Source organism: Candidatus Seribacter sulfatis, assembly GCF_964187635.1.
Taxonomy (GTDB): Bacteria; Verrucomicrobiota; Verrucomicrobiia; order Opitutales; family Seribacteraceae; genus Seribacter; species Seribacter sulfatis.
In genome coordinates this window covers 1-21,089 of sequence record NZ_CAXLMO010000067.1, presented here as the reverse complement: position 1 = coordinate 21,089, position 21,089 = coordinate 1, and the positions used below count along the sequence as shown (strand labels likewise).

Here is a 21,089-nt window from a genome sequence, read left to right as displayed (position 1 = left end):
GATATGTATTTTCTTTGTTCATCTTTTTTCCAATTGAACCAAATCGTCCAATTGAAACTCCAACCAGTAGATCATTTGTTTCTACCTTTAAATTTGGTGTGGAGAAAAAACTTAGGGAGTATTACCCGCTAAGTTTGATAGGAAAGGGGATGGGTTATCGACGCAATTCAAGCTTATCGATGATAGCTTGATAGCGCTTCAAGTCTGTCTTTTTTAAATAATCCAATATTTTTCTTCGACGGGCTGCCATCATGAGCAAACCTCGGCGAGAATGAAAATCCTTACGGTGTGTCTTAAGATGCTCCGTTAAATGAGCAATACGCGCTGAGAGAAGTGCAACTTGCACTTCACTTGAACCAGTATCCTTTTCGTGGGATCGGTTATCTTCAATTATACTTAATTTTTTTACTTGTTCAGACATTATATTTATTATTGTTCTCGATACGTGGAATTCACACATGCAAATTCGTACTTCAGGGTAAACCAAAGAACCGTTCCGCCTTTCCTTCTACAGATGTAAAAGTTAAGAAATCAAGGAGGTCATCCAATGGAAGACCTCTAACGCTAGGAAAAATAATAGGTGATTTTGAATTTTATACAAGCCCGAAAGCTTCCCACTTGCTCCCCACTCTTGAAAAGTTAATGTTACACTTTATGAATTCGATCTATTTTGCCTATGGTTCTAACATGAATTTTGAGCAAATGCAGACCCGATGCCCGGGTTCTGTTTTTCTTATGCCTGCGACCTTAAAGCATTGGCGTTATTTTATCAATTCTAGTGGATATGCGGGAATAAAAAAAGAGGACAACTCGGAAACATTTGGCTGTCTGTGGCAATTAAATGAAACTCATTGGCAGGCACTGGATCACTATGAGGGAGTTCGTGAAGGTTGTTACCGTCGGAGCCAGCTCAAGGTAATTACCGAGGAAAATAAAACCGGAGAGACCGTTACTGCATATCTCTCGAATGATGAAAGTTATGGAGTGCCATCGAAGCCTTATCAAACTGAAGTACTCCGGGGAGCTCATCAGGTCGGTTTACCGGTTCACTACATTAGTAAGCTGGAGAGTTGGGCAACGGGATACTCTTTGGAGTCGGAGAAATAGTGGAATCGAAAAATTCAACTGGTACTCTCGATGAATGGGAGTTCTACATCGATACGGGAGGTACTTTTACTGATTGTCTCGGCCGAGGATCGGATGGAAAAGAGATTCGGGTTAAAGTCCTCTCGCGAGGAAGTTTAACCGCGAAGGTGGAAAAGATCCTGTCTGACCAGGAAATCCTTTTGGCCCCGTGCGCCGATTGGCCCGATCAGTTCCCCTTGGGCTTTCGAGTTATTCTCACCGACTCCGATCGAACCGAAGTCGTAGTGGAACAATGGAATAATCAAAATAAAATCATTCAATTCTCTGCTGGAATAGAAAAACAGTTTGAGGAAGGACAGACGCTTCAATTATTTTCCGGACTAGAAGCCCCTCTTCTCGCGATGAGCTTAATTTTAGCACGGGAAAAAATTAAGCAAGCGGATTGCATAATTCGAATGAGACTCGCTACAACCCGTTGCACCAATGCATTATTAGAGAATTCTGGGCAAAAACCAATCCTCGTTATTACCAAGGGTTTTTCTGATTTGCTCGAGATTGGTGATCAAAGACGGATTGATTTGTTTGATATAATTCCCCAGAAAAGAAAATCATTTGCAGGACCGTGTGTTGAAGTTGTGGAACGGACCGATCGGGCGGGGCGGGTACTTACGATTCCTGATCTCAGCGCTCTCGAAAAGCAGTTCCAAAGCCTGAAAAATAAAGGCCATACAGTTGCAGTGGTTTCTTTCCTTCACTCTTACCTCAATGAAGAGAATGAAAAAACTGTGATTCATGCACTTCAAAAAATAGGTTTTAAAACTGTAATTGGATCAGCCAAAATTTATCCATTTATTAACTGGTTACCTCGGTGTGAGGCTTCAGTATTGGAGGGCTACCTCAATCCTGTCCTCAAAGAGTACCTTTCCCATATCAGGGAGGGTCTTGGAGCAAATTCTCAATTACTGATTATGAACAGTGCGGGTGGATTAATTGGCCGGGAGCAATATCGTGCAATTGACAGCTTGGTAAGCGGTCCGGCGGCAGGTGTGGTGGGAGCCAGTGCCGTGGCGAAACGAGCCGGGGTTACTCAAACTATTAATTTGGATATGGGGGGTACCAGTACGGATGTATCTCGATACTCCGATTGTCTTTCCTACCAGACCAGCCTGGAGGTGGGGGAAGCAAAATTAGCCGGATTAGCTTTAAATATTGAAACCGTTGCAGCCGGAGGCGGTTCGATTTGTAGAGTTGAGGGTGGTCGCTTGAAGGTGGGGCCAGAAAGTGCCTCTGCATACCCAGGCCCTGCCTGTTATGGATTTGGTGGTCCCCTCTGTCTGACCGATGTGAATCTTCTGTTGGGACGGCTGGATATAAAGACATTTGCGACTCCCATTGAGATCAATGCCGCACAAAAAAAGTTGGATGAATGGATTGATTCGTCCGGTCTGTCCAAGGGTGAACTATTGTCGGGCTTTATTTCTATTGCAGATGATTCGATGGCCCGTGCGATTCGGAAAATTTCAGTTGAGCAAGGATATGATCCCGCCGATCATGCACTTCTTTGCTTCGGCGGGGCAGGCGGACAGCATGGCTGTGGCGTTGCTCAAAAACTGGGGATTACCAAAATTTTATCTCCCGCGGACTCTGGATTATTAAGTGCCTATGGCTTATCAATGTCCAATATCGAACGAGTGGTTGAAAGGACAATACATAGCGGTTTGGATGGTTCGGGATTGAACGCATTGGAAGAAGAAATAACCGAGGCAGGATTTGCGCAAATGGGAGAGTACCAGTCCAGTGCAAAGCTTGTTCGTAAAACCGCTTCGGTCCGGATGAAAGGCCAAGACTTTGGAGTAGAAGTAGATTACGAAAAAAGCTCCGAAATCAAAAGATTGTATGAGGTCAAATTTGATGAAATCTTTGGATATTTTCCCAATCAAGAAAGAATTCAAATTTATTCGCTTCGATTTCATTTTGCCAGTCCAGAACCAATAACAGAAGTCGAGAAATTTACCGATCCGCAAAATACCAGACCGAAAGAACAATTCGGTAAGAACTTCATTCTTGTTCGAGATCAATTACAACCGGGTGATTCTATTTATGGACCGGGTTTAGTGGTCGATGATTTTGGGTCGCTTTGGATTGAAGATGGATGGCAGGGCAGTGTGGGGAGTAAGGGAAGCCTAGTGCTTGAGTTTGATCAATCGAAGAGTGGTTCGGTAAAAAAACCTGTGATTAGGGAGGAGTTGTTTGCCAGTCGATTTTATTGCCTGGTGGAAGAAATGGGGGCTCAATTAAAGCGCACTGCAATCTCGGTCAATGTACGGGAACGGCTTGATTTTTCTTGTGCTCTTCTGGACCGGAATGGCTATCTTGTTGCAAATGCTCCGCATATTCCAGTTCACCTCGGTGCGCTTGGGCTATGTGTTCGGGAAACAATCAAACTTTTCCCGGAACTGAAAAGTGGAGATATACTAATTACCAATCACCCACAGTATGGCGGCTCACACTTGCCGGATATTACCGTTATTGCACCAGTGTTTAGTCAAGATGGGGAGCTTCTTTGCTTTGTAGCGAATCGGGCTCATCATTCTGAAATTGGCGGAATTTCGCCCGGCTCGATGCCCGCAGGTTCAACAAACCTCGCAGAAGAAGGGACCGTTCTCTCTCCCACCCACCTTTTTAAAGCGGGCCAGTCGTGCATGGATAAAGTAGCCGCTATTTTTAGTTCCGGAGAATTCCCCACTCGTCAACTGGGAGAAAATATAGCTGATTTGTCTGCTCAAGTTGCCTCCCTTCGCCAAGGAATAACGGAGCTAAAGCATCTGGAAAGCCTACACTCTGCCAATGTACTTCACAATCAAATGAAAAAACTAACCCAAGCGTCAGCAGAAAGTTGCCAAAGTTTCTTTCGGGATTGGGGTACTGGTACACTTACTTCTGTGCAATATCTCGATGACGGAGATCAATTAAAACTTCAAATCTCACTTTCTGATGGTCAGGCAACTTTCGATTTCTCCGGTACTTGCACATCTCGTAAAGATAACCTCAATGCCACAGAAGCAATCACTCAAAGCGTGATTTGCTATTGTTTACGTCTATTGATCAATGAAGATCTCCCCTTAAACGAGGGACTTCTTGCCCCAGTCAAAATTATTATTCCAGAGGGGTCTATTTTATCTCCGATTTTTTCTCAAAGAATTCAAGACTGTCCAGGAGTAGCAGGAGGAAATGTGGAGATTAGTCAAAAGTTGGTGGATTTAATCATAAGTGCCTTCGACCGTGTTGCGTGTTCGCAAGGCACGATGAATAACATTACTTTTGGAAACGAAAGATTTAGCCATTATGAAACGATAGGCGGTGGTGCCGGAGCGATGATTGGTCAGGACGGAACCTCGGCAGTTCAGGTACATATGACAAATACATCGATTACTGACCCCGAAACCTTAGAAGCCCGTTTTCCCGTCCGGCTATTGGGATTTAAGATAAGAAAAAATTCCGGAGGAAAAGGAAAATGGAATGGGGGAGATGGAATTGAACGGGAGTATATTTTTGAAGAACAAACCAATCTAAGTCTTCTTACCCAAAATCGAAATACAGGTGCCGATGGAATTGCCGGGGGAGGGAGAGGTGAACCGGGCGAACAAATTGTGGTGAGAGAAAACGGAAAGACCGAGGTAATTTCTTCCATTCAATCATTACTCATGCATCCGGGCGACCGATTGATCCTTCGTACTCCAGGCGGTGGTGGGGCCGGGAACTTAGAAGTTCAAACTTAAATAGACTCAGGCGACTCGTTTATGATTGAGCCATTCAGTAATTAGTCGAACTGCTTGGTCACTTCCATTTACAGGCAAGCTTACCCTTTTGTTTTCGTTTATTTCTAAAAAACTCCCTACATCATCAATCCAATCGCCCCTTTGGAACATTTGATCACCAATTTCAAATCCTGAAATATTTTGATTAATAAAATTCCTCATTGGTTGTGATTCTCTGAAGTTCTCTCTAAAAACGGCAATGAATGGTTTTTGTGCAGCCCATACCTCTGCAACCGTTCCGTATCCCACCTTTCCAACAACTCCGTCTGCTGACTGAATTAAATCGGGGAAATAATGAGCACTTTTGTGAGGAAGCAGACAGAAATTACTTCCTCTTTCATACTCCGAGAATGCTCCGGTCAAAATATAAAATCGATTGTGATCTTCTTTAATTTTATTAATGAATGAATATTTTTGTGGAATCCCCCCCGTGGTAACAAGAATAACCTGTTCTTCTTCCTTTATGCCCAGACTTTTTCTCATTACCGAACCGTCTTTTTTTGCGGGGCGGAAAATCGGGTTTATTGGCTGGGCATTCTGAGCAGGATTGCAAATAGGTGTTGTTTGTATGTGCAGATTAGCACTCTGAAAAATACCTTTCAGTTGTTCGATTGGTTTTTTGAAATTATTGTTCCTGGTTAGATACTCTTCGTAAATCCAATCCCAGGTGAAATTTTCAAGAAGGCAGGAAGGAATCCCAAGCTTTTTTGATAAATGAAGGCCCAAAGGAGAAATATCACAGAATATAAAATCAAACTCTCCCTTCTCCAATAATGTAATGATTCGTTTGTTGTTTTCGAATTGAAGGAATGAATTCAACTGATCAAGTGTGGAATTTAAATCGTGCTCAAACGGAGTTTTTTGAACCAGTCCCACATCAGTTTTGAGATGAATAGTCTGGAAGGGGATTGAACCGAGGTTTTCATGAAAAAACCAATCTGGCAAAGTGCTGAAAATAGAAATTTCTAAGCTGCTTGTCTTCGCTAGTTTACTGATCAGGGCGAGCGTGCGTGTGGCATGCCCAAATCCATGAGAAGTAATAAAGCACGCAATTTTCAATGATGCTTACAACCCGAATAGTAATTCGATATAGGTCTGAAGTTGAGATGTCGCAAAAAATTGACTCCCTTTTTGAACGGTGAGTTTACGACAAGGCTTTTTTTGCAAATCAGAATTAATTTCAATTATTTGGATTTGTTTTTCTGGAGCAGAAATATTTTTTTCTACTGGTTCGAATCGAATGGGAATTCCGTACGGTCCGAAAGAAACATCCCAACCATTTGAATCCGAAGAATTTTGGGAAGATGCGAGGGAGGGGTAGCGAGTAACAAAGTCTGGAGTTTTATTTGTTTTTACTCGAACCCTTACAGTAACGGGTAGCGATTCAAGGAATGCTTGTGGAGTAGCAAATGTTTTCTGTTTGTATTGTGAGTAAAAAAGCATGGGGTCCAACCCCACCAGATTAAATCCGCTAAAATTCCCATGTCGGTTTTTCGATTGAAATTTCTTTCGATTGTACCAACCTTGGAATTGGTTGGTGAGCCGGAGGCCAATTTCAAAGTGTAGGTGTGATCTTTCCAAGGGAATTCGATAGCCAGAAGAAGAATTCCCCATTTTTCCGATAACTTGAGCAATTGAAACTTCGCTGCCAATTTTTAAATGCGGACTTATTGAGTCTAAGTGGGCGTACAAAGAATAGAGGGAAGGTGTTAACTTCGTATGCTCGAGCACGATGTATTTCCCGTAGGCACTATAGGATGCAGTCGAATTCAAATAACTTACCCTTCCGTCCATTGCCGCGAAAATTGAGTCTTCCGCTCTTCCTTTCTTGTCTCTTCTCACCGGGTATAAGTCGAGACCTTCGTGAAATTTGTATCCGTTATTTCTTACACACCCAAATGCCCCAGAGGTAACTGCTTTGTCAGGGCCTGTTTTTTGAAGAAAAGTAGAATATCCTAATCCTCTTGCAAATGCAGGGTTAGGAGTGGGCCAGGATAATTTGAATTGGGGTGGGCTTTCGGCAAAAACTTGAAGGGTAAAAGTAAGACATAAAAGAAATTTGTTCATGTAAAACTCCCTTGCTTGACTAGCCTTTATTTTCCCGAAATTCTGCTTTAATATGAACCAAAGAAATACTGAGTTCTTTGAAAAGCAACATGGCATTATTTTCATTTACAATCGAAGACAGTACAAAAGGAAGCACTCCATTTCCAATTCCCTGTTCAATTGGGTGAACTCCCACAATCTGCCCGCCGATAACCAAGTGTAGTCTTCTCCCGATATTTCGAATAGTTTCTTGCTGGAGAGTAATTGCACTTCTTCGGTCCAAACTGAACCATAGAGCAAACCTTCTGTCTAAGGGGTCATCCGAAAGTATATTAGCAACCGAACCGATTTGCACGCTAGTGAAATCATACTCATCCAAAATGGGAATTGGAGCAGAGTTCTCCATGAAAACCCGGGGCCTCATGGTTATTTTTTTCGGGTCTGATTTAAATTTCCGGTTACATGATGGGAGCAAGAATGCACCTAATAGAGAGAGGGCATGTCTACGATTTAAATGAGTAGGTACTAATTTAGATGTGCTCAATTTAAATGTAATCAAATGTTAATTGGGATAATTTTCTATTGTGGAATAAGAATACATGGTTTTGAGTAAACAAAGAAGCATTAAAAACATAAATCTTTAAATGAAAATCGAGGAAAGCATACAAACTTCAAAATTCAACACCCCCAATGTGGCTGTATTCTTAATTGATGTACAGGAAAGCTTGCTCAATGGAATAAAAAATAAAGATCAATTAATAGATGCTTTAAATATTCTTATCCAGTCCACTAAAATATTTAATTTACCTTTTATTATTACTGAACAAGTTCCTCAAAAACTGGGTATTACTTCTAGATCTTTACTACTTTCTAATGATATTAGAATTGCAAAAAGTAGCTTTTCAATTTTCGGCTGTGAAGAAATAAAAAAGTATATAAGTGAACAGAAAATTTCTCATTTAATTCTTTCCGGAATTGAAACACCAATCTGTATATATCTGAGTGCGATTGACGCCCTTAAAGCAGGAGTTGAAGTAACTATTTTATCTGATTGTGTGGGGGCAAGAAGGCAGGATGATCAATCGACTGTACTAGGAAAGCTTCAGGATGCCGGCTGTCACATACTGCCATTAGAAAGCTTTATTTATGGTTATATGCGAACTGCTGAACATCCAAACTTTCGAGAGGTCAGTAAATTAATTCGCAACCGGTAAGAGACTTCATTACTCTTTTTTTTTAATCAATTATGCTAGCAATAACAGATTCTGCCACCCTTCAAGGAGTTGTCGCCGTACCCGTAACAGTAGAAGCGAATGGGGGGGAGAAGGGAGAACCCCGATGTGTTTTAGTTGGATTGCCTGATACTGCGGTTAAAGAATCTTTAGATCGGATTCTTTCCAGTCTTGCCAATTCAGGATATTCTCGACCGAGAACTCGGGTTACGATTAATTTGGCACCCGGTGATTTGAGGAAAGAGGGAGTTGCATTTGATCTTCCGATCGCTCTTTGCTTATTGGCATCGACGGGACAGTTACCAGAAAATTCTTTACAGGACTTTTTAATTGCAGGAGAGTTGGCACTTTCAGGTGAAACCCGTTCAATTAAGGGTGGTTTGTCGATGGCGATGCTAGCCCAAAAGCATGGCAAAAAAGGAGTTCTTCTTCCTGCCACCTCGGCGGAGGAGGCAAGTTTACTGGGTGGGATTGATGTTTTTTCAATCGGTTCCTTAGGAGAAGCGGTTGCATTCTTTAAAGGTGAACACCCCCGTATCCCTCTTGATTCTAAAAAGTATCAATTTGCAGATTCTCCAGATCATTACGAGGAGGTCGATTTTTCTGAGGTGAAAGGACAGGCCAATGTACGTCGAGCTGTAGAGGTGGCAGTAGCGGGCGGGCATAATCTTCTCATGCTCGGGCCGCCGGGCTCTGGTAAGTCCATGATTGCAAAAAGAATACCATCCATTCTTCCCAAGCCCAGTATGGAGGAGTTTTTGGACATTTTGAATATTCATTCGGCTGCGGGAAATTCAGTATTGAATGAAAAAAAGTTTTTTCGTCGACCAGTTCGTTCCCCTCATCACACCATTAGTGATGTGGGTTTACTAGGAGGGGGCACAATACCTGGCCCTGGGGAGATTTCTTTAGCCCATAATGGAGTTCTTTTTCTCGACGAACTGCCCGAGTTCAAAAGATCAGCCCTTGAGGTAATGAGGCAACCACTGGAAGACGGAGAAGTTACTATTTCAAGAAGTGCAGGCAAAATTACACTACCGAGTAGATTCATGCTTGTTGCTGCGATGAATCCCTGTCCATGTGGATACTTGGGAGATATTACGAACGACTGTCGTTGTTCAATGCCTCAGATTCAACGCTACCGCTCCCGTGTCAGTGGGCCTTTGCTTGACCGGATTGATATTCATGTCGAGGCACCCGCGGTACGAGTTGACGATTTACAGGATGAACGGGTAGGGGAGTCCTCAGCCGATATTCGGAACAGAATAAATTATTGTCGGAAAATCCAAGCAATAAGATACGAAAAACACCAGGTTTCAAGTAATGCAAACATGACCAATAAGATGCTTTCCAAGTACTGCCAAATAGGAAAAAAAGAAGCATCAATATTAAAGCGTGCAATGAATGAACTCTCATTGTCTGCAAGAGCCTATGATAAGATTCTTAAGGTGTCCCGAACCATTGCCGATCTTGATAAATCTGAAAACATAGAAATGAATCACTTATTAGAAGCAATTCAATATCGAAGTTTAGATCGTTCTCTTATTCTTTAAAAATAACTTTACATATTTAATATATTGTTATTAAGATAATAAATTATGAAAATTGACGATAACGCCAGCATTAAAGAATTGGAAGCCCTCAAGCGTAGAATAGAAAAGAAAATTTCTACCAAACAGTCAGGGAAAGAAGATTATAGCAAATTTTACGATACGATCAAAAATGATCATGCTCGCCACAAGAGGGAAGATGGACGAAAGGTTTTTCGGGGAGTGGTAGATTATCTTGAATGCTATATAAACGGATTGCCGCCCATTGCAAAGGCAAGTTTTTATGAGAGGTTTGGAATTCAAGGAAAACGTACCAAGATCACTCCTGAAATTGTCCAACGAGTCAAAGAATTGTTAGGGCAAAGTCTGACACTGCAAGCGATTGCGGATGAGGTAGGTGTATCACCCGCAACCTGTCAGAAGATTAAAAAAGGGGATTATGATTCCTGAAAATTATTAATTTTATAATTAAACCACAGCTTTCGAGTTGTGGTTTTTTTTGGTACCCAAATAATTTTAATTTAAATGGTTTTAAAGATTGATGGAGAGTATTTTCTTACCCGTGCAGAAGCAGTATCTTATGTGCTTCAGGGGTATCATGCCAAATGGTGCTTTGCACGATGGAGTCGAGATGAAGTTGCATTTTCCTTCGAAACGAAGGTGGGAATAAGAGATCGAATACTACTCCGTGCTTACAAATTAAAAAAAAGTAAGACGGTGCGAATCAGGAAATATGAATTAGACGAGTACTTTACAAAAGAAGATAATCCTTAAAATTCTTCCTCGTCTGGAATATCTAACTTATGCATGGTGGTCTCTTCACCTTTGGAATCAACGGTAATGACTTTCATTATTTTGCAATCCTTCCCCTGCGCTTCAAATCGCTTGGGTTCACCATCTGGAGCAATAACCTGAAGTAATCCTGGTTTCTTTTCAATCTCTACACATTCCAAGAGATCTTTTCCATTGTAGCCTTCTTCATGGGATGTTGAATACAAACCATCGGGATGAACGAAACATACAATTCTGCCATAACGAATAGTTGCACCTCTTTTATGTCGAATCACATCTCCTTTCTCGAAAACCTTTTTAGAAAAAAGCTGCTTCCTTGGGGTGTAGTGTTTGAGCTTTGATCTTTTGGTTTTAAAAGTTTTCATTCCATCAGAACCCTTCACTAACGGAGTGAGTTCATCGGGATGAACTTCAACGCATTCCAGCGTTGGATCACCAGGATTATCCTGTAGGATCATCAACACTTCGCCACACCTTTTTTTTCCTTTTGAGGAAACGGTTTCGCGTACAAAGTCGCCTATCTCGATTTCTTTTTTCTTCTTTTTCTTTTTCGATCCAATTGCCATAATTATTCCTTATTTAATAGAGCCAGTTTGCGCGAGTCTTTTAGTTCGGCAATCCGAACAGATACAAAATTTCCCATGTCCATAATCTCCCGGAGATGGCAGGTCTTCAAACAGAGGTGTGCTCGGTTTGGCCTTCGGGACTGACTTTGTTTTGGAGGGAGAAGAAGTTTTAGATAAGGCAGGATTAGTTTTATTTGCTTTTCTTTCAGCATAGGCAATTCTTTGCCTTTTTCTCATTTCGAATAAGTAAGCCACTCCATCTTTGAAATCAGTTGAATCAATCGCAATAGTACCTCGCATCGATCCATTCTTGGAGGGAGATACGGCAAGAAGACTCCCTTTATGGCCGATCGCAAATACTTCTTTCCCTGCCGGTAGCATAGAGGATCCGATCGCTTGTCCACTAGAGGAGTAGGCGGTAAATTGGACATCTTTTTTAATCGTAACATTTGCGAGAGGGAATACTGACTTCGGGATTAAGTTCCAATTCTTAACCGCGGAGAGCAATTCTGGAGTAAACTTTGCTTTTTGTGGCGTGGAGGGTGCTTTCACTTTTGCCAAATCTTTTGGCTTCACTTTTTTCTCAACAGGTTTGGGCTTCTTTGCTTCTGGCAATTCTTTCTTACTCGGTTCTTCGGTCTTTTTCTGTGCTACGTTTTCGTTATTATTATTATCTTCTACTGTAGTATTGTTTTGGTCCTCAGTTTCGGTGCTTTGTTCCAACTGTTCACAGGATTGTAGGAAGAGAATGCATGAAGTAATAAGTGTTTTAAAAAATCGCATAGTTAAGTTTGATTAAAAAGTAGTGATCTTGGCAAGGTTTTATGTCAGTAAGATAAGTAGTTAAATATAAATTACAATATCCATCAATGAACATACTCCAACCAAATACTAATCGCGTGAAATTTCTCTTTGCGATTAATTTTTCCTTATTTTCAGCTTTGGCGATTTGTCAGTTACTGGAAACCTCGATTTTTAATACATGGTTGTTTCTTCTTTGCATCATGGGAGCGAGTATCAACTTAATCGTCTGGTATTTCATGATGCAAGGTAAGTCCGAACCTCATGCAACACAGGAGACCCCCGTTTCAGATGACGAAAAAAATAAACTGATGGACGATCTTGAAGAAGAGGCAAAAAGAAGAAAACAGCAGGACCGGATTCAACAGAATTAATTGATGAGCCTTTACCGAGTTACTCCCCAAAAAACATCCAAGCTTCCATCAGGAATTGGATTTATAATTGGAAACGAGGCAGCCGAAAGATTTTCTTTTTATGGAATGCGGAGTGTCCTGTTGGCTTACATGACAATTTATCTGGTTCAACCAAACGGAGAGTCTGCAATTTTTAAGGAAAAAGAAGCGGAAGCGTGGGTTCATTTATTTGTTGGATCTGCTTATTTTTTTCCCCTGATTGGTGGTATCTTAGCGGATGCATTCTGGGGGAAATATCGAACCATTCTTTCACTTTCACTCTTTTATTGCCTGGGTCATGGTTGCCTCGCCATGATGGGAATTCTTGGGGATACACGAACTTTGTTATTTGCCGGGCTAGTTTTGATTGCAGTAGGGGCGGGTGGAATTAAACCCTGTGTTTCCGCTCATGTGGGCGATCAGTTTAATATACGAAATAATCATTTATTGACCCAGGTTTTTGGTTGGTTCTACTTTTCAATTAATATCGGTGCCTTTTTATCCGGTTTACTGACTCCCTTCCTTCTTGAGGCGACTCGAGAAGCCGGTTCACTGGGCGAAAGAATTTATCCAATCGTGGAACCCTGGGTAGGGGAGAAATTAGTAAATGAGCCAATCTTTGGACCTCATTATGCTTTTGGTTTGCCAGGAATTTTGATGGCAATTGCGACCTTTATTTTTTGGCTGGGTCGAAAACAGTTTGCCCACATTCCACCGCGAGGAAAAATTTATTTTAAGGAAACTTTTTCTGGTGAGAATTTACGTGCAATACTTCGCCTTTGTTCTATTTTTGCATTTGTAGTTATTTTTTGGGCACTGTTTGACCAGATTGGAACACTGTGGCAAATACAGGCCCGAAGTTTGGACCGAGTATTACCAGATTGGATTCCCTTAATTGGTGGCAGCGAAATGCTTGCCGCACAAGTCTCAGCCATTTGGAATCCGTTATTTATATTACTATTGATCCCAGTATTTTCGTATATCATTTATCCATTCTTTTCCCAATTCTTCGAGGTGACACCTCTTCGTAAAATTGGTTTTGGGTTATGGGTAATGGGTTTTGCTTTTACTCTTGTCGCGTTGTTACAGGAACGAATCGACCTGGGAGAAAGCCCTAATATGGGATGGCAAATATTGGCCTGCTTACTATTGACGGGATCGGAGGTGCTAGTTTCTATTACCTGTCTTGAATTTGCCTATACTCAAGCACCTAAGGAAATGAAATCTTTCGTAATGGCGATTTTTTTACTAACTGTATCGTTAGGGAATTATTTCACATCGGCAGTGAAATTTTTTATTATTAATGAGGACGGTTCATCCAAATTACCGGGTTCTTCCGAATTTTGGTTTTGGACCGTTTTGGTTTTTATTGCCGCATTAATTTTTATCAGAGTTTCTAAGAACTATGTTGTAAAAGAGTATTTGCAAGAGACTTGATCAAAAAACTTAGGTAAATTTTAAATCGGAAACCATGGTACAACCCTCCAGTTTTCTAATCTTGATCAACAGTTGTTTTTTAGAAAAAGAAAGTTCCTGTTTAACGGGTCCACCTGAAGTCTTGATATAAAGAATACCGCTGGCACTGTTTAAACTTTCTGGTGCACACTTCATCGCTAATTTTCTTCCCACAATTTTGTACCAATTTTCAGATATTGATTGCTCGGGAGTTTTCTCTTCACCCAATCCCCAATTGGACCAGGTTTTTTCGACTAAATCTTTCATACTTAAAGGCTCGCGATGTTTCGATAGATCTTCGCCTAAAGGGAGTTCAAGAAATTCGGAAAGGAGCCTTCTTTCGTTAAAAGAGGTTAGTTTTTTGTAATTGGATTTTTGATAAGACATGAATGAGGAAATATTGATCTTCTACTATCGATCAAACAATGGTATGTAAATACTCCCTTTTTAACATAGCATACTTTTCACAACACTTTTACATTTAATTGAATGATTATAAAACCAAGAATTAAAGGCTTTGTCTGTATTACCTCTCACCCCGTTGGTTGTTTGGAAAATATTCGCGAGCAAGCCACCTATGCCAAGACGCAACTCGTTACCGATGACAGGAAACCAAAGCGAGTCTTAGTGATTGGTTCTTCGACTGGGTATGGATTATCTTCCCGAATCTCCGCCGCTTTCTCATGTGGTGCGGATACTTTAGGAGTTTATTTTGAGCGACCGGCTGCAGGCGAACGCACCGCGAGTGCTGGTCATTACAACTCTGAAGCTTTTTGTAAGTTAGCCCGTGAATCAGGTTTAAAGGCAGAAGATGTGAATGGAGATGCTTTCTCAAACGAAATTAAAGAAGAGGTAATCGCAAAAGCGAAGGAATTTGGCGGTACTTTTGACCTCGTTATTTACAGCCTTGCCTCGCCCCGTCGAACTGATCCGGTTGATGGTACAAACTACCGTGCCTGTTTAAAACCAATCGGTGCAATTTATAAGAATAAAACTTTAGACACCGATCGCAAGGAAGTGAAGGAAGTAACAATTGATCCCGCAAATGAAGATGAAATCTTTCAAACAGAAAAGGTCATGGGGGGAGAAGATTGGGAAGCCTGGACCGATGCACTTCTCGATGCAGGTTTACTCTCTGCTGATTGTTTAAATATTGCTTACTCCTATATCGGGCCACAGGTGACTCAACCCATTTACAGAAATGGGACAATTGGTCGTGCTAAATTACATCTTGAAAACACCGCGGCCCGGATTACCGAAAAGATGAAAAATGCGGGTTCAGGAAAAGCCTATGTATCAGTCAATAAGGCACTGGTAACGCAGGCAAGTTCAGCAATTCCGGTAGTTCCTCTCTATGTATCGATCCTATACAAGATAATGCAGGAATTAGGGACCCATGAGGGTTGCATCGAGCAAACCTGCCGTCTTTTTAAGGATCGTCTCTACGGAGAGGGGCAAACCCAAGTGGACCAAGAAAACCGCATACGTTTAGATGATTGGGAAATGGAGCCATCTGTACAACAAAAGATCATTGATATCTGGCCAACTGTGAATACAGAAAACCTGTATGAAAAAACTAGTTTCGAATTATATCAAAAAGAATTTCATAAATTATTTGGCTTTGGTCGTGAGGATGTGGATTACGAATTAGATGTTGATCCATCGGCTCCCCTTTAAGCTTTGCCAATAATAAAGAGCACGGGTGAGTCCGGTGCTTCACTACCGGGTGTTTTTTGGACCGGCCAATGTTCCTGTTTTATCAGTTTTTCGATTTCTTCGAATTCACACCTTCCTCCCTCGTGTCCACGATAGGAGATCAGGGAAATTATTCCATTATCAGATAAGCAAAGATGCGCCTGTTTAAGGGCAGACAATGTGGTGTCTGGTTTCGTGATAATTTTTTTATCTCCCCCCGGTAAATATCCAAGGTTAAAGGTGACTGTCTTTATTTTACCCGCCAGTTCAATGGGCAAATTTTGTTTAATTTTACTATGACAGGATAGATAAAAAGTGACCCGGTTTTCGAGTTTGTTTTCTCCGAGAAAACGAGTGCTTTGCTCTATTGATTCTTTTTGGATATCGAATGCAAACACATGTCCGGATGTCCCGACTTTTTGGGCAAGAAATTGAGTGTCGTATCCGTTGCCCAATGTGGCATCTATTGCTAAATCACCGCGCTGAAGAATTTTGTCTAGTTCCGCGTGTGCCTTTTCAGTTATTCTCATCGATTGTAAATTATATAAAACGGTTTAAGTTCGCCTCGGATGGAAGTGATTTATTTTTCAAAAGAAAATCAGTCATTTTTTTTGCATAGTGTGGAATCGTTGAAGTTCCTCTTGATCCAAAGCCATTAAAAAGAAATAAATTTTTATGGACTGGGTGAACTCCAATAATAGGGTGCCTGTCTTTCGTGCCAGAGCGCACACCACTGGAGTGTTGGGGGAAATCGCTTTTTTTTAAATCTACAAAATTACATTTTTCCAATATTTCTTGTTTCCCTCTTTCCGTTGGACCGGAGAGTAGGTTTTGGTGATCCCATGTGGACCCCATGTGGGCATAATCTGCGAAACCCGGCAGGTGCCAGGATCCATTACTGAGGGCCAGGTTAATTCCAGATTGAACGGACAGCACTTCTCCCCGTGCCGGGGCAAAAGGAAGTCCTTTAAACCAAGGATTTTCAAGTACACGAAAGCCTTCACAGAAAATAACTTTTTGTAAGTTTTCTTTCCTTTTAAATTCAAAAGAGGAATTTTTCAGTGCCTTGATTGCAATTAAATAATCTTTACTTGCTTTGAGAAAACGAGATACATCGAGTTGCCATGCATTCTTTGTAATTCCTCCACCGAGCCGTGCTTGTATCCCCATCTTTTGATATTGATCAGAATTCAATTGTCCATTTTGAAATAGAAAGAAATCGGGATTCTTTTCCATTTCCTTCCAGGATTTTTTTTGTTTTTCTGAAATAAATAGCCGATGAAGCGGGATAGATCGGTAAAAATCACTTCCCCAGGACCGTTCGCATTGTCGAAAAAACAATTCATTTTCCATTAGGCAGTCCCTGATCATAAATGGCGGATTAAGCTTGGGACCGATTAATGGATTAACCAATCCCACAGACACCGCACTTGCTGAATGTGGGAGCCCGGCATCAAGGACAAGCACTTTTTGCCCTCGTTCAATCAGTTGATGTGCCATGACGGAACCCGCCAACCCATGACCAACAATAATAAAGTCAGTCATGAAATAAAAGGAATCAAACCATAAATCTCCTTGCGACCCAGTCGGGGAATGACAAAATTAAAAATTATGTTCAATCGTTTGTTAATTGGATTCGGTCTCTTACTTTTTATATTTCTAGTTTTTAAACTAGGTAAGTCTTTTACTAAAGACTCTAGTGAGTTTGTGCAAACTCTCAACCCACAAGAATCAGCAGAACTTCCCGAGGAAATGGTTCCTCTTTCCAATCCAATAAAAGACCTTAATGTGGAAATATCTTTACCCTCCCAGATTGAACGGGAGCTTGATTTGAGTATGTTAGTGGATTCACCAATTCTTGAAGACTTGACCCTTGGATTCGCAACCACCCAGTCCATGCAAACATTCTTGGCTCAGGCAGAAGCGAATGGATTTAGGGTGAGAGATCGTTCAGCAGAATTAAAAACCGTCCGATTACGAGTATTGGATCTGGATCAAGCATCCCGGTATTTTGATAAAATGGAAAATGAGGAAGAACCCCATTATAACTATCGGGTTCGATCACCCGAATTACCGCGTGCCGAATTTCTTGAAGGGGAGAAAAGCTTTGGAGCCAATGCGGACGAATGGATTGGCGTACCCGAGGAACGAAATGACTGGGGACGCGGGGTCAAGGTGGCCATTCTCGATTCAGGGATCGATTTAAGTCACTCCAATCTGGATGGGGTTTCCATTGAGGAGATTGACATGCTGGGCGGAGGATCAAGTTCACGGGGGCATGGGACTGCGATTGCATCGATCATTTCTGGAAATGATTCAGGTATTATGGGAATTGCACCCTCCGCTTCACTTCTTTCCATCCGGGTACTGGACGGGAAGGGGCAGGGAGACTCCTTTACCGTGGCCAAAGGAATTGTGGAAGCGGCCAACCGGGGGGCTCAAGTGATCAATCTTAGTCTTGGGGGTACGGGGGAAAGCATAGTTCTTAAAAATGCGGTTGATTATGCTCGGGCACAAGGTTCGTTGGTGGTGGCGGCAGTTGGGAATGAGGGAGTCAGCGGAGTCTCCTATCCGGCTAAATTTGATCATGTGATCGGAGTTACCTCAGTGGATGCAAATGGCAGGCAATCTTCGTTCGCTAATTATGGAGAAGGCGTTGATATTGCCGCCCCCGGAGTGGGTGTGTTTACGGCCTGGGAAGACGAGGCCCTCGTTTCATTCAGTGGCACATCCTCTGCCACCGCTTTTATAAGTGGTGCACTGGCATCGGAAATTTCCAGGAATCCAAATCTTTCTAGTGATCAGGTAGTCGATTTGCTTTACAAATATTCCAATGAATCCGAAAAACCAGGCTTTGATGAGTTTACTGGGAATGGAATTTTAAATGTCGGCCGAATTGAAAATCGGAATGTGCCTAACCTGCATGACGGGGCAATTGTCGGGTATTATTTTGACCCCGAGGAAATGAAAGGGGGAACCACTCCTTTTTTGGTTTCCGTTCAAAATCAGGGAACCGCTTGGCTTAACAATGTCAGTTTGGAGGTGGAATACCGAGGAGTGGTGAAAAATTATATTTTTAATAATTTAGATCCCGGGGAAACGAGAAGTGAAAAATTATTTTTGGATGGAAGCGGGGAATCAGGCAAAGGGGTTAGGATTTCATCGCAGCTTCGGCTAAGCGGACAGACTGATATCTACCCGGAGAATAATTCCCGGGTCAGTACGATTTCTCTCCCCGACTGATAAATAAAAATCTCTTGGCTTAATTTTGAGAAGTTAGATTGAGCAAAATAACCAAAATTTTTTGGTGGAATAAATTTTTTTATGTTATTCTATATTGTTGAGTCGTAAAAAGAGATATTTGTCCATGTTTCGAGATTTGGGAACCTCAGTCCGTTTGGGCGATCAAAAAGCTGTTTTCAAAGATGCTGTTAAATGGGCACTCAAATATCTATGCAAAGACGATCGAATTGTATGGTATCTTTCAATCCTACAAAGACTTGCCCTGGTGGAAAACCGGGGGAATCCGAATTTTCATACCATAAAATGGAAGAAGAAAAGAAAGCGTAAGCTGGAAGGATGGACAGGAGCTCGTATCCGGGAAGATTTTAACTTGTTTACCCAGCAGATGTGGGAGCATTTCTATGGTATTCAGGAAGTTTATTCCCATCCATCGATGAAAGATTATCCCTTTTATGATTTGATTGAGGGGAAATCAATTCCCCGTTCGGCCAGACAAATTCTGGAAGATTTTCGAAAAATTGAAGTAAAATTATTGGATAATTCTAGACTTAGCAGGTTTTGCACGGATGGGCAATTGGTCTATTCCTGTCCCGATGGATGGGGATGGTACAAAATTATTGAGGGCAGATCCAAACAGGAGGCTATTGCGATGCATCATTGCGGAAATGAAGGGGGGAAGCAGGCAGATGTAATGTATTCCCTTAGGGAGCCCGTGCCCCATCCATCCGGTACCCGTTTAAAACCACACCTTACCTTTATTGTGAATAATGGAATGATTGGGGAGGCCAAGGGTTTTGCCAATGAGAAACCGGATAGTTTATTTCATGGATATATTGAAGAATTTCTCAAAATGAAGGACATTCGTGGAATTGTAGGCGGTGGCTACATGCCGGAAAATAATTTTCAATTCTTTGATCTTCCCAAACCGGAGCGAATGGGTGTGCTTGATGAAAAACCGGATTTTCGATTCGATCCGGTTGGGGAGGGGGGCAATCCTATACTCAAAGTATCCGAAAATAAAAACTGGAGACATTTCGGTGTGGCGGATTGTGGGGAGCAGGTAATGGTCACGGTGGGGGAGTTTGGACAGCAGGAACCCCAGTGGCTTGCTTTGCAGGAGGACTTGGAAATAAAGAACAGGGTACGTTCAAACAGCCTGGCCTGGTGTGCTTATCGGGATGGGAAAATCGGGCGTCTTTGTGTGGTGGATAAATGGCTCGATCCGGATACCATTTCCTCTCTGCTCGGGCATGACATGGTCGAGGTGATTGACGAACCCTTGTTTACCCAGAAATCAACCTGGGATCAATTTCTTGACCTTGAACAATTGGAAAACTACGCCAGGGAAAAGCCGGGCTTTTTTCGAAAGACTCCCCTGACTGAGGTATTTGATCGATTAGGCTGCAGTCATGGTTTTTTATCGGTCGCGAATGATCAGTTTGGTTTATCCATGAAACCGGTGGATGGAGGGATTGAATTAATATCCTTCTCTTCCCTGCAATCCTTTGCCCGGCGAACCGGAATCGGGTCCCTGATCAGCCAGACAAAAAAATGGGCCGCGCGTTCCGTTGTTTCCTCAGCGGATGTATTTAGGTTAAAATGGTTAACCCTTCATTTTCGTGAATGTCCATTAAACCCGGTCTATTTAAAAATTTCATGGAATTATTTATTTCATTTATTTAACACCCTTGGGTTTACGGAAAAGATTACTCCAAAACAATTAATACAGGAAATCATTATCCGCTTCGGTCCACCCGAACTCATTCCTAACTCGATTAAGTAAACTGGGTAGATAAGTACCTTATCAAGCCAGTTCATCCATTTGGGGGTGGTTTCAATTGAGCTTAGATTTTTTTCGTACATAGAGTCTCTTTTATTTAATCATTTAGATAAGAAAAAAAGAGTTTGTGTTCATACATGAAGTTATTTTATGAAATAAGTATAACTTATTGATTGTACAAATGTATCATCAGATTATTCAGTCTCTCTCTTTTTATCCTTTTGGTCTGGGGTTCTCTTTGGACACCTCACACTCAGTGCCTTCGCGCGCCTGCGCACGACTTTAAAATACGAATCAAAATATTATTATGAAAAAATCGTTCCTTAGTACAATCCTTAGTACAATCCTTAGTTTTATGATCGCCCTGCCGGTATTTTCCGCCAACCGGGTGGTTGAACTTGGGGAAAATATTCAGACTCAAGTAACCGCATCGAGTGCCGGTGATGTGGTGATAATACGGGCTGGTGAATATCAAAACCAAAATATCTCGATTAATCAACCCATTCGACTGGTCCGCGAGAAAAGTACCAATGTTACCATTGGTGGATCCCTTACCTACACCGATGTGAATGGAACGGTGGTTCTACGCGATTTTACCCTGCTTGCTGCCGGGAGGGGAAGTTTGTCCCTTAG

20 protein-coding genes and 1 pseudogene are annotated in these 21,089 nt (G+C 41.8%); 12 read left to right on the top strand and 9 right to left on the bottom strand.

All coding sequences use genetic code 11. The annotated features are described in order from the left end of the window. Nucleotides 1-154 precede the first annotated feature (154 nt). Nucleotides 155-430 carry a 30S ribosomal protein S15 gene (gene rpsO / locus ACKPQ5_RS07060; protein WP_407678419.1) on the bottom strand — a complete coding sequence of 92 codons (276 nt, stop codon included), beginning with the start codon at nt 428-430 and terminating at the stop codon, nt 155-157. Between the two features lie 224 nt (nt 431-654). Between rpsO and ACKPQ5_RS07055 the strand changes: the two genes are divergently transcribed. Next, on the top strand, nt 655-1,107 hold the full coding sequence (locus ACKPQ5_RS07055; RefSeq protein WP_407678397.1) for a gamma-glutamylcyclotransferase family protein: 453 nt from the start codon (nt 655-657) through the stop codon (nt 1,105-1,107). Beyond that, a complete protein-coding gene (locus ACKPQ5_RS07050; RefSeq protein WP_407678396.1) occupies nt 1,071-4,865 on the top strand; it encodes a hydantoinase B/oxoprolinase family protein in 3,795 nt (1,264 codons plus the stop codon). The genes ACKPQ5_RS07055 and ACKPQ5_RS07050 overlap by 37 nt, the downstream gene beginning before the upstream one ends. A gap of 6 nt (nt 4,866-4,871) precedes the next feature. Here ACKPQ5_RS07050 and ACKPQ5_RS07045 read toward each other — a convergent pair whose 3' ends face one another. Genes ACKPQ5_RS07045 through ACKPQ5_RS07035 form a run of 3 tightly spaced genes read right to left on the bottom strand, consistent with a single transcriptional unit; the run spans nt 4,872 to nt 7,356 of the window. Continuing rightward, nucleotides 4,872-5,963, bottom strand: coding sequence for a glycosyltransferase family protein (locus ACKPQ5_RS07045; RefSeq protein ID WP_407678395.1), 1,092 nt, complete (start codon nt 5,961-5,963; stop codon nt 4,872-4,874). A 6-nt stretch (nt 5,964-5,969) separates the two neighbouring features. Further along, entirely contained in the window at nt 5,970-6,971 is a 1,002-nt protein-coding gene (locus tag ACKPQ5_RS07040) for a M23 family metallopeptidase (RefSeq protein ID WP_407678394.1), read from the bottom strand. Nucleotides 6,972-6,990: 19 nt separating this feature from the next. Then, entirely contained in the window at nt 6,991-7,356 is a 366-nt protein-coding gene (locus ACKPQ5_RS07035) for a hypothetical protein (protein ID WP_407678393.1), read from the bottom strand. A 238-nt stretch (nt 7,357-7,594) separates the two neighbouring features. Between ACKPQ5_RS07035 and ACKPQ5_RS07030 the strand changes: the two genes are divergently transcribed. The 4 genes from ACKPQ5_RS07030 to ACKPQ5_RS07015 all read left to right on the top strand — a co-directional run bounded on the left by ACKPQ5_RS07030 (nt 7,595) and on the right by ACKPQ5_RS07015 (nt 10,506). Beyond that, entirely contained in the window at nt 7,595-8,164 is a 570-nt protein-coding gene (locus ACKPQ5_RS07030; protein WP_407678392.1) for an isochorismatase family protein, read from the top strand. A gap of 32 nt (nt 8,165-8,196) precedes the next feature. Then, nucleotides 8,197-9,735, top strand: a complete 1,539-nt coding sequence (locus ACKPQ5_RS07025; RefSeq protein WP_407678391.1) for a YifB family Mg chelatase-like AAA ATPase — start codon at nt 8,197-8,199, stop codon at nt 9,733-9,735. A 45-nt stretch (nt 9,736-9,780) separates the two neighbouring features. Then, nucleotides 9,781-10,182: a hypothetical protein gene (locus ACKPQ5_RS07020; protein ID WP_407678390.1), complete on the top strand. Its 402-nt coding sequence runs from the start codon at nt 9,781-9,783 to the stop codon at nt 10,180-10,182. A gap of 75 nt (nt 10,183-10,257) precedes the next feature. Further along, a complete protein-coding gene (locus ACKPQ5_RS07015) occupies nt 10,258-10,506 on the top strand; it encodes a hypothetical protein (protein WP_407678389.1) in 249 nt (82 codons plus the stop codon). Here the strand turns inward: ACKPQ5_RS07015 and ACKPQ5_RS07010 are convergent. Both ACKPQ5_RS07010 and ACKPQ5_RS07005 read right to left on the bottom strand, forming a co-directional pair. Next, nucleotides 10,503-11,090 (bottom strand): hypothetical protein, encoded by a 588-nt coding sequence (locus tag ACKPQ5_RS07010; protein WP_407678388.1) that lies wholly within the window; start codon nt 11,088-11,090, stop codon nt 10,503-10,505. The two genes, ACKPQ5_RS07015 and ACKPQ5_RS07010, sit on opposite strands and share 4 nt — an antisense overlap. A gap of 9 nt (nt 11,091-11,099) precedes the next feature. After that, a complete protein-coding gene (locus tag ACKPQ5_RS07005) occupies nt 11,100-11,873 on the bottom strand; it encodes a hypothetical protein (protein ID WP_407678387.1) in 774 nt (257 codons plus the stop codon). A gap of 86 nt (nt 11,874-11,959) precedes the next feature. Here ACKPQ5_RS07005 and ACKPQ5_RS07000 point away from each other — a divergent pair, with 86 nt between their 5' ends. Both ACKPQ5_RS07000 and ACKPQ5_RS06995 read left to right on the top strand, forming a co-directional pair. Continuing rightward, entirely contained in the window at nt 11,960-12,265 is a 306-nt protein-coding gene (locus ACKPQ5_RS07000) for a hypothetical protein (protein ID WP_407678386.1), read from the top strand. A 3-nt stretch (nt 12,266-12,268) separates the two neighbouring features. Next, on the top strand, nt 12,269-13,720 hold the full coding sequence (locus tag ACKPQ5_RS06995; protein WP_407678385.1) for a POT-type proton-dependent oligopeptide transporter: 1,452 nt from the start codon (nt 12,269-12,271) through the stop codon (nt 13,718-13,720). A 9-nt stretch (nt 13,721-13,729) separates the two neighbouring features. Here the strand turns inward: ACKPQ5_RS06995 and ACKPQ5_RS06990 are convergent, their stop codons facing one another. Then, complete coding sequence (locus tag ACKPQ5_RS06990; protein WP_407678384.1) at nt 13,730-14,125, bottom strand: DUF721 domain-containing protein; 396 nt, start codon at nt 14,123-14,125, stop codon at nt 13,730-13,732. A gap of 102 nt (nt 14,126-14,227) precedes the next feature. Between ACKPQ5_RS06990 and fabV the strand changes: the two genes are divergently transcribed. Next, complete coding sequence (fabV, locus tag ACKPQ5_RS06985; protein WP_407678383.1) at nt 14,228-15,415, top strand: enoyl-ACP reductase FabV; 1,188 nt, start codon at nt 14,228-14,230, stop codon at nt 15,413-15,415. Here the strand turns inward: fabV and ACKPQ5_RS06980 are convergent. Beyond that, nucleotides 15,412-15,963 (bottom strand): tRNA (mnm(5)s(2)U34)-methyltransferase, encoded by a 552-nt coding sequence (locus tag ACKPQ5_RS06980; protein WP_407678382.1) that lies wholly within the window; start codon nt 15,961-15,963, stop codon nt 15,412-15,414. The two genes, fabV and ACKPQ5_RS06980, sit on opposite strands and share 4 nt — an antisense overlap. Before the next feature lie 10 nt (nt 15,964-15,973). After that, the gene (locus ACKPQ5_RS06975; RefSeq protein WP_407678381.1) at nt 15,974-16,978 is read right to left on the bottom strand and encodes an NAD(P)/FAD-dependent oxidoreductase; all 1,005 of its coding nucleotides are present in this window, start codon (nt 16,976-16,978) and stop codon (nt 15,974-15,976) included. 48 nt (nt 16,979-17,026) lie between these two features. Between ACKPQ5_RS06975 and ACKPQ5_RS06970 the strand changes: the two genes are divergently transcribed. From ACKPQ5_RS06970 to ACKPQ5_RS06960, 3 genes and pseudogenes are all read left to right on the top strand, one after another. Further along, nucleotides 17,027-18,676, top strand: coding sequence for a S8 family peptidase (locus tag ACKPQ5_RS06970; RefSeq protein ID WP_407678380.1), 1,650 nt, complete (start codon nt 17,027-17,029; stop codon nt 18,674-18,676). Nucleotides 18,677-18,800: 124 nt separating this feature from the next. After that, complete coding sequence (locus ACKPQ5_RS06965) at nt 18,801-20,459, top strand: hypothetical protein (RefSeq protein ID WP_407678379.1); 1,659 nt, start codon at nt 18,801-18,803, stop codon at nt 20,457-20,459. Nucleotides 20,460-20,763: 304 nt separating this feature from the next. Further along, a pseudogene (locus tag ACKPQ5_RS06960) lies at nt 20,764-21,089 on the top strand (hypothetical protein); the annotation flags it as partial.